The organism is Halomonas mongoliensis (assembly GCF_052496345.1).
Genome location: NZ_CP199288.1, coordinates 1,564,613 through 1,578,956, shown reverse-complemented (window position 1 = coordinate 1,578,956; position 14,344 = coordinate 1,564,613). Strand labels below are relative to the sequence as shown.

General features: G+C 67.3%; 12 protein-coding genes and 1 other RNA gene. 5 read left to right on the top strand and 8 right to left on the bottom strand.

The genetic code is table 11. The features are described from left to right. Nucleotides 1-164: 164 nt before the first annotated feature. The 6 genes from ybiO to smpB form a co-directional block, all read right to left on the bottom strand. Complete coding sequence (ybiO, locus tag ACRYRV_RS07380) at nt 165-2,468, bottom strand: mechanosensitive channel protein (RefSeq protein WP_444985521.1); 2,304 nt, start codon at nt 2,466-2,468, stop codon at nt 165-167. A 176-nt stretch (nt 2,469-2,644) separates the two neighbouring features. Beyond that, complete coding sequence (locus tag ACRYRV_RS07375; protein WP_444985522.1) at nt 2,645-3,976, bottom strand: aspartate kinase; 1,332 nt, start codon at nt 3,974-3,976, stop codon at nt 2,645-2,647. A gap of 167 nt (nt 3,977-4,143) precedes the next feature. Continuing rightward, on the bottom strand, nt 4,144-5,310 hold the full coding sequence (gene nspC, locus ACRYRV_RS07370) for a carboxynorspermidine decarboxylase (protein WP_444985523.1): 1,167 nt from the start codon (nt 5,308-5,310) through the stop codon (nt 4,144-4,146). A gap of 3 nt (nt 5,311-5,313) precedes the next feature. Then, nucleotides 5,314-6,513: a saccharopine dehydrogenase family protein gene (locus ACRYRV_RS07365; protein WP_444985524.1), complete on the bottom strand. Its 1,200-nt coding sequence runs from the start codon at nt 6,511-6,513 to the stop codon at nt 5,314-5,316. Between the two features lie 335 nt (nt 6,514-6,848). After that, nucleotides 6,849-7,229, bottom strand: a transfer-messenger RNA (tmRNA) gene (gene ssrA, locus ACRYRV_RS07360). Between the two features lie 41 nt (nt 7,230-7,270). Continuing rightward, nucleotides 7,271-7,762 (bottom strand): SsrA-binding protein SmpB, encoded by a 492-nt coding sequence (gene smpB, locus ACRYRV_RS07355; RefSeq protein ID WP_253447728.1) that lies wholly within the window; start codon nt 7,760-7,762, stop codon nt 7,271-7,273. A gap of 128 nt (nt 7,763-7,890) precedes the next feature. Here smpB and ACRYRV_RS07350 point away from each other — a divergent pair, with 128 nt between their 5' ends. Together ACRYRV_RS07350 and ACRYRV_RS07345 are read left to right on the top strand one after the other, a co-directional pair. Then, on the top strand, nt 7,891-8,325 hold the full coding sequence (locus ACRYRV_RS07350) for a type II toxin-antitoxin system RatA family toxin (protein ID WP_253447731.1): 435 nt from the start codon (nt 7,891-7,893) through the stop codon (nt 8,323-8,325). A gap of 3 nt (nt 8,326-8,328) precedes the next feature. Beyond that, nucleotides 8,329-8,625: an RnfH family protein gene (locus tag ACRYRV_RS07345; RefSeq protein ID WP_444985525.1), complete on the top strand. Its 297-nt coding sequence runs from the start codon at nt 8,329-8,331 to the stop codon at nt 8,623-8,625. A 48-nt stretch (nt 8,626-8,673) separates the two neighbouring features. Here the strand turns inward: ACRYRV_RS07345 and ACRYRV_RS07340 are convergent, their stop codons facing one another. Continuing rightward, nucleotides 8,674-9,141 (bottom strand): outer membrane protein assembly factor BamE, encoded by a 468-nt coding sequence (locus tag ACRYRV_RS07340; protein ID WP_444985526.1) that lies wholly within the window; start codon nt 9,139-9,141, stop codon nt 8,674-8,676. 72 nt (nt 9,142-9,213) lie between these two features. Here ACRYRV_RS07340 and fur point away from each other — a divergent pair, with 72 nt between their 5' ends. Then, nucleotides 9,214-9,660, top strand: a complete 447-nt coding sequence (fur, locus tag ACRYRV_RS07335; RefSeq protein ID WP_299312239.1) for a ferric iron uptake transcriptional regulator — start codon at nt 9,214-9,216, stop codon at nt 9,658-9,660. Nucleotides 9,661-9,765: 105 nt separating this feature from the next. Here the strand turns inward: fur and recN are convergent, their stop codons facing one another. After that, entirely contained in the window at nt 9,766-11,439 is a 1,674-nt protein-coding gene (gene recN / locus ACRYRV_RS07330; protein WP_444985527.1) for a DNA repair protein RecN, read from the bottom strand. Between the two features lie 217 nt (nt 11,440-11,656). On the opposite strand from recN, the gene grpE reads away from it, so the two are divergent. After that, nucleotides 11,657-12,268, top strand: coding sequence for a nucleotide exchange factor GrpE (gene grpE, locus ACRYRV_RS07325; protein WP_444985528.1), 612 nt, complete (start codon nt 11,657-11,659; stop codon nt 12,266-12,268). A 123-nt stretch (nt 12,269-12,391) separates the two neighbouring features. Then, nucleotides 12,392-14,323 (top strand): molecular chaperone DnaK, encoded by a 1,932-nt coding sequence (dnaK, locus tag ACRYRV_RS07320; RefSeq protein WP_253447749.1) that lies wholly within the window; start codon nt 12,392-12,394, stop codon nt 14,321-14,323. The last annotated feature ends 21 nt before the right edge of the window (nt 14,324-14,344 follow it).

Genomic DNA, 14,344 nt, shown 5'->3' with positions numbered 1-14,344 from the left:
CTTCGCGCTTCTGGCGAGGCATCCTACGGCCTGCATTCGCCCAGCAACGCCAGGCTCCCTCTGAGCACGTCTTGCCGCACAGGCTCACGCCGAAGTGCGATGAACCAAAAAAGCGGGGCTGCCGATGGCAGCCCCGCTTGGGTATTGAGGAGAGAGCCGGCGGCTCAGTCCTCGTCGTCGAAGTCCCCCTTGAACTCGGGGTTGGGCTTCGAGCGAGGGTCCTCGGAGCCGGCTCGGCTGCTCTCGCCGGAGCGGGGCTGGCCGCCGGGGCGCCCGTCGATATCGAAGGGCTGCTGCATGACGCGCAGATTGGCCGGGGGCGCCTCGCCCTCCTTGCCGACACCGAAGTAGAGAGTGGTGTGGGGGAAGGGAATCTCGATGCCCTTGGCGTCGAAGTGCAGCTTGACCAGGCGGTTGAAGGCGCGGCCGGTGGCCCACTGGGTGCCCGGGGTGGTCTTGATGCGTACCCGGATGTTCACCGAGCTGTCTGCCAGGGCGACGACGCCGGCCACCTCCAGGGGGGCGAGGATGTTCATCTTGTGCTCCTCGTCGGCCGCCAGCTCGTCGAAGGCCTCGCGCATGGCCACGATGGCGTCATCGATGCTCTCGCGGTAGGCGATGCCGTACTCGCCCACGTGGTAGCCGAACTCGCGCATGTAGTTGGAGACGGTGTCCACGCTGGAGAAGGGCACGATATGGTAGGTGCCGTTGAGGTCGCGGATGCCCACCGAGCGGATGCTCAGTCGCTCGGCGGTGCCGGTGATGCCGCCTACCGTGACTACATCGCCGGTGTTCATGGCGTTCTCCACCTGGATGAAGATGCCGGTGATGATGTCCTGGACCAGCTTCTGGGCGCCGAAACCGATGGCCAGGCCCAGCACACCGGCACCGGCGATCAGCGGGCCGATATTGATGCCGATCTCCGCCAGCACGATCATGGCGGTGATGGTGACCAGGGCGATGGCCAGGGCGTTGCGGAACAGGGTCAGCAGCGTCTTGGCCCGGGCGTCGGGCTCGCCGGTGCCGGTATCGGGGTTGAGCTTGTGCTCGATCAGGCTGGCCAGCGACAGCCAGAGTCCGATGGCGAAGGCCAGGATCACCGCCACGCTGACCAGCTTGCCCACCAGGCCGCTGCCCGCCTCGGAGGCGTACCAGGCGGCCAGGTCGAAGGCGCCCCAGGCGTCCAGCACCAGCATGATCACCAGCACCACGATGACGGTGCGGATCAGCCGCAGGGCGTTGGGTACATAGCTGTTGAGGCGCGGCTCCAGCAGCGGCAGCTTGAGACGCAGGTCATCGGAGAGCCGGATGCGCCGGCCGATGGTCTGGGTCAGGAAGCTGGAGACCAGCAGGCCCACCACCACGGCGGCGATGGTCTTCAGGGTGGCGAAGAGCACGAAGGGCAGGGCGTCCACCGGGCGCGTTAGGGTCACCGTCAGCACCATGACGAAGTAGGCCAGGGCGAAGAGGTGCCAGGTGCGCGCAAAGAGCTGCAGCGAGATGCGGCTGGCGGTCATGGTGGTCTGCGCCGCCTTGGCGTTGATGGCATCGCGCAGGCGCCGGCGGTTCTTGAGCACCACGATCACCGCGTAGAGGAAGGCCCCCACCATGATCAGGGTGCCCAGGCCCTGGCCCACGGCCGGCGAGACATAGGCGTTGACCAGGGGCACCACCACCATCAGGCCGTAGCCCACCAGGCCGATCAGGCGGGCGATCCAGCGGTTCCAGTAGGAGGCCTCTTCCGCGGAGATCGGCAGCAGGCGAAGCCCCTCGTAGCGGGAGGCGAACAGCATGCGCACCGCCGCCTTGAGCAGCTCGATCACCAGGAAGGCGTTGAGGAAGAGCGAGGCGCGGGTGGAGAGCTCGCCGGTCTCGCCGATGGCGAAGGTGGCGATCAGGTTGCCGCCCAGGTAGGCGAAGGCGACGATCAGCACATCGACCACCGCGGCCAGCGCCACGCAGATCACCAGGCGTAGCACCGGCGTCAGCCCCTCGCCGTTCTGTGACCACTGGCTGACGCCGGTGAACAGGGGCCGGGCCAGGCGGCGGAAGGCCATGAACAGCACGAAGGTGGCGAGGATCACCAGGCCCAGGTTGATGGCGGCGCTGGTGAAGGCCTCCACGTCGAAGGTGCTCTCCAGGTCGCTGTCGAACATGCCGCCGATGGCACCGACGATGGCCGTGAACTGGCTGCCGATATCGCTGGCCACGTGGCTGGTGATCTCGGCCAGCTGGCGGGGGAGGGATAGCTGGGCCTGCTCCGGCGGCGGCTCGGCGGCCGTGGCATCGGCGGCGCCGCGCAGCTGGTCGATCAGCTGCTGGCGGCTCTGCTCGTTCTCGAGCAGGTCGGCCAGGGCGGCATTGGCCGAGGGTTGGCCGTCCGGTGCGGCGGGCTGGGCCTGCGCCGGCCCGGCGAGCGCCAGCAGGGCGATCAGCAGCCAGCCGAGCATCAGGGGTAGGGCTCGCATGGGATTCACGCTGTGACCTCCGTCTCGTGCGTGTGGAAGATGCTTGTTGAATAGAACCTGGGATGTTGCCTGCGGCTCATGATACGGACTTTGCCCCATGACCACGAGCCGCCCTTGTTACCATTCCGTTGCCATGTAGAAGGGCTGTATACCCATGTGGGTGGGGTGTCCCGGGCTCAGAATCCGGGAATCGTCCAGCGCTCCGGGCATTCGGCGGCAGGATAGAGGCGCTGGGCAGTGGCGGGGGTGCTCCGCTCGACCAGCGCTCTCCTGCCGGCGTCGAGGGCGGTCATCAGCGCCTCACCGGGGTGGCGCACCGTCAGCAGGGACAGCCCCTCGCGGTGTGTCACTGCTCCGCACGCCCCGAGCCGCGCCAGCAGGGGTGCGAGCCTTTCCCCCTTGTGGTCCACCACCAGTCGCAGGCGCTGAGCCTCCATCTCGAGCAGGTTGGCATTGAGCCCCTGCTCGGCCAGGGCGGCGAGGGCCTCGGCCATCAGGCCCGCCTCGATAAAGCCCGCCTCGCGGGGACTGACCTCCAGCAGCACCTGGTCGTCGCGCAGGATCAGGGCGGGCCGGCGGTCGCCGTCCCCCGGTGCCGGGCCGATGGTGCTGGGTGGGGCCTCGGGCTCCAGGAAGGAGCGTACCGTCAGCGGAATGCCGGCGCGCTGCAGCGGCGCCAGGGTTCGCGGGTGGATCACCTTGGCGCCGTGCCAGGTCTGCTCCAGGGCCTCGGCGTAGCTGATCTGCCGGATCTGGCGGGCGTTGGGGAAGCGCCGCGGGTCGGCGTTGAAGAGTCCCGGCACGTCCTTCCAGACGGTCAGCGCCTCGGCGCCCAGGGCCTCGGCGAGGATGGCCGCGCTGAAGTCCGAGCCTTCACGCCCCAGGGTGGTCATGGCGCCCCCTGGGGTGGCGCCGATAAAGCCCTGGGTCAGCAGCAGCTCGTCGCACTCGGCGGCAAGGGAGGCGATACGCTCGCGGGTGGCCGCCCAGTCGATCTCGGCGGCCTGGTGGCGGTCGTCGGTGATGATCAGCGAGCGGGCGTCGCACCAGCGGGTCGCCACGCCTTTCTCGTTGAGCCAGGCGGACAGCAGGGTGGTGGAGAGCAGCTCGCCCATGCCCACGGTCTGGTCGTAGTGGAAGGGGTAGGGGGCCTCGCGGTGGGCGGCATGGGCGGCATCCAGTTCGGCCAGCCGCTGCTCCAGGGCGTCCGCCACGGGGGAGTCCGGGCCGAAGAGGTCCTCGGCTACGGCCAGGTGGTCGTGGCGAATCGATTCGAGCCACCGGTGATAGTCCGCCGCGTCATCGCGACGGGCCGCCGCGTCATCGCGACGGGCCGCCGCGAGGAGCGCCTCCAGGGCGTTGGTGGTCTTGCCCATGGCCGAGACCACCAGGGCCCGGGGGCGCTCGCGCTCATCTGCCAGCAGCGCCGACAGGCGGCGAATGGCCTCGGCGTCCTGGATCGAGGCGCCGCCAAACTTGTAGACCCTGCATCTTGCGACCTGCGTCATCACGCACTCCCTCCACGATGGCTTTCCTCCACCTTAGAGGCCGGGGCCGCCGCGGGAAAGGGCGGCTTTCGCGCCTTGCGCTCCGGGCAGCAAGGCGTGCGAGTGCCAGAACGAAGTGAAGCCCCGCGAGGGGGCTTCAGGGTGGTGCGGGCCGTGCGGCAGTCGGCTCAGCTGAGCCGCTGCATATAGTCCACGTAGCCGAAGGTCCTGACCGTGCGCACCTCGCGGCTCGCCTCGTCGATGCGGCAGATCGACGGCAGGCGGATGCCGTTGAAGGTGGTGGTCTTGACCATGGTGTAGTGGGCCATGTCGGTGAACACCAGGCGGTCGCCGATCTCGAGCGGCGCATCGAAGGAGTAGTCGCCGATCACGTCGCCGGCGAGGCAGGTCATGCCCCCCAGGCGGTAGGTGTGGGCCTTCTCGTTCGGTTCGCCGCCGCCGATGATGTGCGGGCGGTAGGGCATCTCCAGCACGTCGGGCATGTGCGCGGTGGCGGAGGTGTCGAGGATGGCGATGGGGCCCTGGTTCTCGACGATATCCAGCACCGTGCAGACCAGGTAGCCGGTGTTGAGCGCGATCGCCTCGCCCGGCTCCAGATAGACGGTCAGGTGCGGATGGCGCTCCCGGAAACCGCGAATCACCCTCACCAGGCGCTCGACGTCGTAGTCGGCGCGGGTGATATGGTGGCCGCCGCCGAAGTTGACCCACTTGAGGCCGGCGAGGTAGTGGCCGAAGCGCTCCTCGAAGGCCGCCAGGGTCGACTCCAGGTCGTCGCTGTTCTGCTCGCACAGGGTGTGGAAGTGCAGCCCCTCGAGCCCCTCCATCACCTCCGGGGTGAGGTCGGCCGCCCTTGTACCGAGCCGGGAGCCCGGCGCGCAGGGGTCGTAGAGCGGCACCGAGCCGGTGGAGTGCTCAGGATTGACCCGCATGCCGCAGGAGACTCGGCGGGGCGCGCCCGCGATGGTCTCGCGGAAGCGCCGCCACTGGCCCGGGGAGTTGAAGCTGAGGTGGTCGGCGTAGCGCAGCACCACCGCCATCTCCTCCTCGGTGAAGGCCGGCGAGTAGCAGTGCACCTCGCCGCCGAAGGTCTCCGCCCCCAGGCGCGCCTCGTCCTGGCCGCTGGACGTGGTGCCCACCAGGTACTGGCGCACCAGCGGGAAGGTGTCCCACATGGCGAAGCCCTTCAGGGCCAGCAGGATGCGCGCGCCGCTGCGCTCCTGAACCTGGCCGAGCAGCTCCAGGTTCTTGCGCAGCAGGGCGTCTTCCACCACATAGGCCGGTGAGGGGCAGGCCTGGACATTAAAGTCCAGGCCCTGCTCGCGTGCGTTCGCCATGGCTCAGGCCAGGGGGTCGTGGTCGGGGTCGAGCTCGACCACCTGCCAGGGCAGGCCCATCTCGCCGATGCGCGCCATGAAGGGGTCGGGGTCGAGCTGCTCGACGTTGAAGACGCCCGCGCCCTTCCAGACCCCTTCCAGCATCAGCATGGCGCCGGTCACCGCCGGCACGCCGGTGGTGTAGGAGATCGCCTGGGACTTGACCTCCTCGTAGCACTTCTCGTGGTCGCAGATGTTGTAGATGTACACCTTGCGACGCTTACCGTCCTTGATGCCGTCGGCGATGATGCCGATGTTGGTCTTGCCCTTGGTGCGCGGGCCCAGCGAGGCCGGGTCGGGGAGCACCGCCTTGAGGAACTCCAGCGGGGCGATCTCGGTGCCGTTCACCGTGATCGGCTCGATGCTGGTCATGCCGACGTTCTCGAGCACCTTGAGGTGGGTGATGTACTTGTCGGAGAAGGTCATCCAGAAGCGGATGCGCTCCAGGCCCTTGATGTTCTGGCACAGGGACTCGAGCTCCTCGTGGTAGAGGAGGTAGATGTCCTTCTCGCCGATGCCGTCGAAGTCGAACTTGCGCTTCACCGCCAGCGGGTCGGTCTCTTTCCACTCGCCCTGCTCCCAGTAGCGACCCTTCGCGGTGATCTCGCGAATGTTGATCTCCGGGTTGAAGTTGGTGGCGAAGGGGTAGCCGTGGTCGCCGCCGTTGGCGTCCAGGATGTCGATGCGGTGGATCTCGTCGAAGAGGTTCTTCTGGGCGTAGGCGCAGTAGATGTTGGTCATGCCCGGATCGAAGCCGCAGCCCAGGGTGGCCATGTTGCCCGCCTCGGCGTAGCGATCCTGGAAGGCCCACTGCTCCTTGTACTCGAACTTCGCCTCGTCGGGATGCTCGTAGTTGGCGGTGTCGAGGTAGGGCACGCCGGTCTTCAGGCAGGCCTCCATGATGGTCAGGTCCTGATAGGGCAGGGCCACGTGGATCAGCACGTCGGGCTTGAAGGACTCGATCAGCGCGACCAGGTCATCGACGCTGTCGGCGTCTACCTGGGCGGTCTGGATCGGGCGATCCAGCTGGGCGGCGATCGCCTTGCATTTCGCTTCGTTGCGGCTGGCCAGCAGGATCTCGCTGAAGACCTCGGGATGCTGGGCGCACTTGTGGGTCACGACGCCGCCGACGCCGCCGGCGCCGATAATCAGGACTTTGCTCATGGGGTTTCGAATCCAGATCGGGAAATGTCAACAGTGGTAGGGTCTTATCGGTAGTGAAGCGCCTCGGCGCCCCCGACCCGATGCCACCCCGGTCTTGGCCTCGCCCGGCTCCCCGCAGGGGGGTAGACGAGTGGGCGCTGATAATGGCGCCCCCTGAGGCTGGTATCAAGTGGTTTTCGCGTCAAGGGCGCGACCAAAGTCGCAACAGGGGCTGCGGCGACCCGCCTGCGCTCGCGGTGGGGCGCCGCCGGAGGCCCCGGGGTGGTGGCATAAGGGAGTCGGCTAGAGGCAGAAACGAAAAAAGCACCCGTAGGTGCTTGATTCGTCGACTTGTTTGGTGGAGGCGGCGGGAATTGAACCCGCGTCCGCCAGCACTCGCCCATTGGCTCTACATGCTTAGATTCCGTTATTTGATTTAACGCCTCTGGCTCCAACGGTCAGGATCCAGCGACGCGATTCCTCTTAGATTTAGCAACCGGCATGAGGACGCTACCGATTGCGATCCCATCAGTCTTGGCTCATATCCCCTCGGCGATGAATGGGCACATCGCGTTGGGGCCGGACAAGAAGCTAACAGCGTTTAAGCTGCCAGCGCGCCCTGAGCGTAGTTGTCGTCGTTTGCGACTATTTAGTCGTGATGTTGGATTTACGAGATACATCACGCTCTCGGCATGCACCGCAGGGGTTGTCACCGGCGTCGAAACCATGTCGCCCCCTTGATCGCGCATCCTATCAGGATGTGCAGCCTTATGACAGCCTACCCCCGGTTTTGTTCCCGCATCACGCGTCCCTTCTGGCGCTGCCAGTCGCGGTCCTTCTCGGTGGCTCGCTTGTCGTGCAGCTTCTTGCCCGTCACCAGGGCCAGCTCGCACTTCACGCGATTGCCTTTCCAGTAGAGCTTGAGGGGCACGCAGGTATGCCCCTTGTCCTGGGTGCGCGAGAAGATCCTGGCGATCTCCTTCCTGTGCAGCAGCAGCTTGCGGGTGCGCGTCGGGTCGGCCACCTCGTGGGTGCTGGCGGTGTTGAGCGGCATGATATGGCTGCCCAGCAGCCAGGCCTCGCCGTCCTTGACCAGGATGTAGGTGTCGGTGAGCTGGGCCTTGCCGGCGCGCAGGCTCTTCACCTCCCAGCCGGCCAGCACCAGGCCTGCCTCGAACACCTCATCGATGTGATATTCGAAGCGCGCCTTCTTGTTCAAGGCGATGACGTTGCTGCCGGGGCCCTTGCCCTTGCCTTTCTTGTTGGCCATGAAACCTCGTGTCTGTCCGTGCCCGTGGCGGCTTTCCCTTCGATATGGGGGGAAGCGTGATACCATTCAAGGCCTGAAATAACGGCTCATGATACGCCCTGGGCACTGTGAAGTCAGCGGAGAGCTCAATGCCAACGGTCAACCGAACCGCCATGGTGCGACACACCCCCCAGCAGATGTTCGATCTGGTCAACGACTTCGAGCGCTATCCGGAGTTCCTGCCCGGCTGTCGGCGTGCACGCCTGATCGAGCGGGATGACTCCCACCTGATCGGCGAGATGACCCTGGGTCGGGCCGGCATCGAGCAGAGCATTGCCACCCGCAACGACCTGATCGAGCCGGAGCGCATCGAGATGTCGCTGGTCAGCGGCCCCTTCAAGCGCCTGCGCGGGCGCTGGATGTTCATCCCCATGGGAGAGAACGCCTGCAAGGTGTGCCTGGAGATGGAGTTCGAGTTTGCCAGCCGGCTGCTCGGCATGGCCTTCGGCAAGCTGTTCCAGCAGGTGGCGGGCCAGCTGGTGGAGGCCTTCACCCGCCGCGCCGATGACCTCTACGGGCGCTGAGCCATGGCCGAAATCCCGATCGAGATCGCCTTTGCCCTGCCCGAGCGGCAGGCCGTGGTGGCGCTGAATGTGCCTCTGGGCACCACGGCCAGCGAGGCGGTCGCCCTGGCCGACCTCCCCGCACGCTTTCCCGACTTGCCGGCCGAGACCCTTGCCGGGGCCGACCTGGGCATCTTCGGAAAGCGGCTGCGCGAGCCTCAGGCGCACCGCCTGCGTGCCGGCGATCGCGTCGAGCTCTATCGTCCACTGCTCATCGACCCCAAACGGGCGCGGCTGGCCCGGGCGGCCGAAAAGCGCTGACGCCTCGCCCGGGAGGGGCGAGGCGTCAGGGGAGCCGGACGTGATGTCTCAGAAGCCCTGGGCTGGCTCGCCGCCCATGGGCACGGTAGCGCCCCCTTCCGGCTGCGGTTCCTGGGTGGGCGTGGTCTCGAGGGGCTCGGCGCCCTCCACCTGGGGGCCGGCGCCTTCGATGGAGCGCAGCTCGATGTCACGCTCCAGGTCGCCCTCGCGCTGGATGTCCGCCAGCCGGTTGCCATCGAAGGTCAGGGTGACCCGGCGGCGCTCCACGCCGCCGTAGGCCTCGTCGAGGCGGAACACATAGTCCCACTGGTTCGAGTCGAAGGGAGCCTCCAACAGCGGACGGCCCATCACATAGACCACGTCGTCGCGGGTCATGCCGGGGCGCAGCTGTTCCACCATGTCGGCGGTCACCAGGTTGCCCTGGGGGATGTCGCGCTTGTAGACCCCGAAGTAGCTGCAGCCGCTGACCATCAGCAGAGCGGCCGAAAGGGTGACGATTCTTGTCAACTTTTGCATTTGCGCCTGTTCTTCACTATCGTGGTTTCGGTCGATAATACCCGACCCTACCTGATACTGCGAAGAGCGACCATGGCCGACCAGAACCATGAACTACGCAAGGCCGGTCTGAAGGTGACCCTGCCCCGCGTAAAGATCCTGCAGATTCTCGAGAACGCTCAGGGTGAACATCACATGAGCGCCGAAGATGTCTACAAGACCCTGCTGGACGCGGGTGAAGACGTAGGCCTGGCCACCGTGTACCGCGTGCTGACCCAGTTCGAGTCCGCGGGGCTCGTGGTGCGCCACAACTTCGACGGCGGCCACGCCGTCTTCGAGATCTCCCAGGAGGACCACCACGACCATATGGTGTGCCTTGAGAGCGGTGAGATCATCGAGTTCTTCGATGAGACCATCGAGCGGCGCCAGCAGGAGATCGCCGAGGAGCACGGCTTCGAGCTGGTGGACCACGCCCTGGTGCTCTACGTGCGCCCGCGTGGCTCCAGCGTGACCCGCCAGGATGGCACGTCAAGGAAGTAGCGCCACCTCGCCCCTTGCCAGAGCGTGAAACGGCCCCGATCCATGATCGGGGCCGTTTGGTCGTGGCCGCCATGCGGGCCCAGGTGGTGGGGTATGCGAGGTCCCTCAGTGGTGGGGGCGCTGGCTGGCGTCGAGCATCTCCCGGGCGTGGGCCAGGGTCTGATCCGACAGGTTGACGCCGCCCAGCATGCGCGCCAGTTCGCCCACCCGCCCGGCCTCATCGAGCAGCGCCATGCGGGTCAGGGTGGTGTTTCGCTTGGCGCGCTTCTCGATATGCAGGTGCTGATGGGCCTGGGCGGCCACCTGGGGCAGGTGGGTCACGGTCATCACCTGGCCCTGTTCGCCCAGCCGGCGCAGCAGCTGGCCGACGATCTCGGCGGTGGCGCCGGAGACGCCTACGTCCACCTCGTCGAAGACCAGGCTCGGGATGGTGGAGTGGCGCGCGGCGACTACCTGGATGGCCAGGCTGATGCGGGAGAGCTCGCCGCCCGAGGCGACCCGGGCCAGGGGGCGTGCCGGCTGGCCGGGGTTGGCGCTGATCAGGAAGCGGACGCCCTCCAGGCCTTCGGCGGCCGGTGTCTCCCGCGTCACCAGCTCGGCCTCGAAGCGCGCCTTGCCCATGGCCAGGAAGGCGAGCTGCTCCTGCACCGCCTGACCGAAGCGAGCGGCCGCCTGGCGGCGTGCCTCGCCGACCTGGCGGGCCTGCTCCCGCCACCGCTCGCGCAGGGCGTCCACCTCGGCTTCCAGGGCCTCCAGGCTCTCCTCGCCGCCCTCCAGCCCCGCCAGCTCGTCATGCAGCTGGCGATGGCGCTCGGTGAGCTCTTCCGGCATCACATGGTGCTTGCGGGCCAGGCGGTGCACCTCCCCCAGGCGCTCCTCCACCCGGGCCAGGCGCTCCGGGTCGAGCTCGGTGGCAGCGGCGAAGTGGTGCAGCTCCCGGGCCGCCTCCTCCACCTGGATGCGCGCCTCGCTCAGCATGCCGAGCGTCTCGGCCAGGCGGCCGCGATCGCTGCCCGGCAGCGCCGAGAGGCGGTTGATGGCCTGGGTCAGCAGCGTCATGGCGCCGCCCTCGTCGCTGTCGCAGCACTCGGCGGCGAACTGCGCCTCGCGCAGGCGCTCCTCGGCGTGGGCCAGCGCCTCCTGCTCCTCCTCCAGCGCCTTGAGCTCCCCTTCTGCCAGGGCCAGCTGGTCAAGCTCCTCGACCTGGTAACGCACCAGCTGGCGGCGGGCGGCGAGCTCGTCGCCGTCCTCGGCCAGCCGCTTGAGGCGGCGGCGCGCGGCCTGCCAGGCGCGGAAGGTCTCGGCCATCTCGCCTACCGCCTCCCGGTGACCCGCGAAGTCGTCGAGCAGGCGCAGGTGCGTCTCCTCGCGGAGCAGCGCCTGGTGCGCGTGCTGGCCGTGGATCTCGATCAGCCGTTCGCCCAGCGCCTTGAGGTCGCCCACGGTGGCGGGCTGGCCGTTGATCCAGGCCTTGGAGCGGCCGTTGGCGGCGACCACGCGTCGCAGCAGGCAGTCGTCGTCGGGGAGCTCCCTGGCGGCCAGCCAGGCGCGGGCCTCGGGGAGCTGGCGGATATCGAAGCGGGCGGAGAGGTCGGCGCGCTCACGGCCGTGGCGGACGCTGGTAGCGTCGGCGCGCTCGCCCAGGCAGAGGCCCAGGGCCCCGAGAAGGATCGACTTGCCGGCGCCGGTCTCGCCGGTGATGGCGGTCATGCCGCCACCGAGCTCCAGCTCCAGGTGGTCGACGATGGCGAAGTCGCGAATGGCAAGCTCTGTCAGCATGGTGCCTCCCGGGAAGTCTGCGGCCCTGGCCGGGCAACTGGGTATCCATCCAATATGTGTGCGTTTATACAGTAGTCGAGGTTGGCCAGCAATGCACGTGCGCCACCCGCCTTGAGTTCCGCGCGCCTGTCCCCATATACCCGGCAGCCCCTTGCGAACCGTCATTCAATGCCGAGTCGGCGGCCCGTGCCGCCGCCTACCCGATCAGGAGAGACCCATGGCCAAAGACCCACAGACCCCGCTGGACGATGAGCTGGCCCGCCGCGAGCAGGAGGCCGACGCGCAGCCGGTGGAGGGGGAGCTGGAAGAGGCCCTCGAGGCGGCCGAGCAGGCCGAGACCGAGGTGAGCGACAACCCCGAGGCCGAGCTGCTGGCCGCCCGGGTCGAGGAGCTGGAGCAGGGCCTGGCCGACGCCAAGGACCAGGCGCTGCGCGCCGCCGCCGAGGCCCAGAACGTGCGTCGCCGCGCCGAGCAGGAGGCCGAGAAGGCCCGCAAGTTCGCCCTGGAGAAGTTCGTCAAGGAGCTGCTGCCGGTGGTGGACAGCCTGGAGAAGGCCCTCGAGGCCATGGCGGACGAGGCCACCGAGGCTCACCGCGAGGGCGTCTCCATGACCCTCAAGATGCAGCTCGATGCCATGGCCAAGTTCGGCGTCGAGGCGGTGGAGCCCGCCGGCGAGCCCTTCGACCCCCAGCTCCACGAGGCGATGGCCATGGTGCCCAACCCGGAGCTGGAGCCCAATACCGTCATGGAAGTGATGCAGAAGGGCTACCTGCTCAACGGTCGCCTGGTGCGCCCGGCCATGGTGGTGGTCAGCCAGGCCGCCGGTTGAGCAATGAATTCCGGCCGCTGGACTTGAAATGGTGACGGCGGCCCCCAGATAGACGTCAACTCCGCGGCCCAGGCCGCTGAACACGACTCCCGGATACAACCGCAACCACTTCGAGGATTTCCTATGGGACGCATCATCGGAATCGACCTTGGTACCACCAACTCCTGCGTGGCCGTGCTGGACGGCGACAGCGCCAAGGTGATCGAGAATGCCGAAGGCGGCCGCACCACGCCTTCCATCATCGCCTACACCGAGGATGGCGAGATCCTGGTGGGCCAGTCGGCCAAGCGCCAGGCGGTCACCAACCCGACCAACACCCTCTACGCCATCAAGCGCCTGATCGGCCGTCGCTTCAAGGACGAGGTCGTCCAGAAGGACATCAAGATGGTGCCCTACACCATCTCCGAGGCCGACAACGGTGACGCCTGGGTGGAAGTGAAGGGCAAGAAGCTGGCGCCGCCCCAGGTCAGCGCCGAAGTGCTGAAGAAGATGAAGAAGACCGCCGAGGACTACCTGGGTGAGCCCGTCACCGAGGCGGTCATCACCGTGCCGGCCTACTTCAACGACAGCCAGCGTCAGGCCACCAAGGACGCCGGCCGTATCGCCGGCCTCGAGGTCAAGCGCATCATCAACGAGCCCACCGCGGCGGCGCTGGCCTACGGCATGGACAAGTCCCGGGGCGACAAGACCATCGCGGTCTATGATCTGGGCGGCGGCACCTTCGACATCTCCATCATCGAGGTGGCGGACGTCGACGGCGAGACCCAGTTCGAGGTGCTGGCCACCAACGGCGACACCTTCCTGGGTGGCGAAGACTTCGACATGCACCTGATCAACTACCTGGTCGATCAGTTCAAGGCCGACAGCGGCATCGACCTCTCCGGCGACAACCTGGCCATGCAGCGCCTGAAGGAAGCCGCCGAGAAGGCCAAGATCGAGCTCTCCAGCGCCCAGCAGACCGACGTCAACCTGCCCTACATCACCGCCGACCAGACCGGTCCCAAGCACCTCAACGTCAAGGTGACCCGGGCCAAGCTGGAGTCGCTGGTGGAGGATCTGGTGCAGCGCTCCCTGGCGCCCTGCAAGATCGCCCTGAAGGATGCCGGCCTCTCGGCTTCCGAGATCGACGACGTCATCCTGGTCGGTGGCCAGACCCGCATGCCCCTGGTGCAGCAGAAGGCGGCCGAGTTCTTCGGCAAGGAAGCGCGCAAGGACGTCAACCCGGACGAGGCGGTGGCCGTGGGCGCTGCCATCCAGGGCGGCGTGCTGGGCGGCGACGTCAAGGACGTGCTGCTGCTCGACGTGACCCCGCTGACCCTCGGCATCGAGACCCTGGGCGGCGTGATGACACCGCTGATCGAGAAGAACACCACCATCCCGACCAAGAAGACCCAGACCTTCTCGACCGCGGATGACAACCAGACCGCCGTGACCATCCATGTGCTGCAGGGCGAGCGCAAGCAGGCGGGCGGCAACAAGTCGCTGGGCCGCTTCGACCTGGCCGACATTCCGCCGGCGCCCCGCGGCGTGCCGCAGATCGAGGTCGCCTTCGACCTGGACGCCAACGGCATCCTGAACGTCTCCGCCAAGGACAAGGCCACCGGCAAGGAGCAGTCCATCGTCATCAAGGCCTCCAGCGGCCTCTCCGACGACGAGATCGAGCAGATGGTCCGCGACGCCGAGGCCCACGCCGACGAGGACAAGAAGTTCGAGGAGCTGGTCCAGCTGCGTAACCAGGCCGACGGCATGATCCATGCTGCACGCAAGACCGTCCAGGAAGCCGGCGATCAGGCCAGCGACGAGGAGAAGGAAGCCATCGAGAGCGCCGCCAAGGAGCTCGAGGAGGCGATCAAGGGCGACGACAAGGATGACATCCAGGCCAAGCTCGACAAGCTGACCGAGGCCTCCGGCAACCTGGCCCAGAAGATGTATGCGGCCCAGGCCGAAGCGGCCCAGCAGGGCGGTGGCGAAGGCCAGGAAGCCGGCGCCAAGCAGGAAGATGACGTGGTCGATGCCGAGTACGAAGAGGTCAACGACGACCAGAAGAAGCAGTAAACCACGCATCTGAACTGCGCA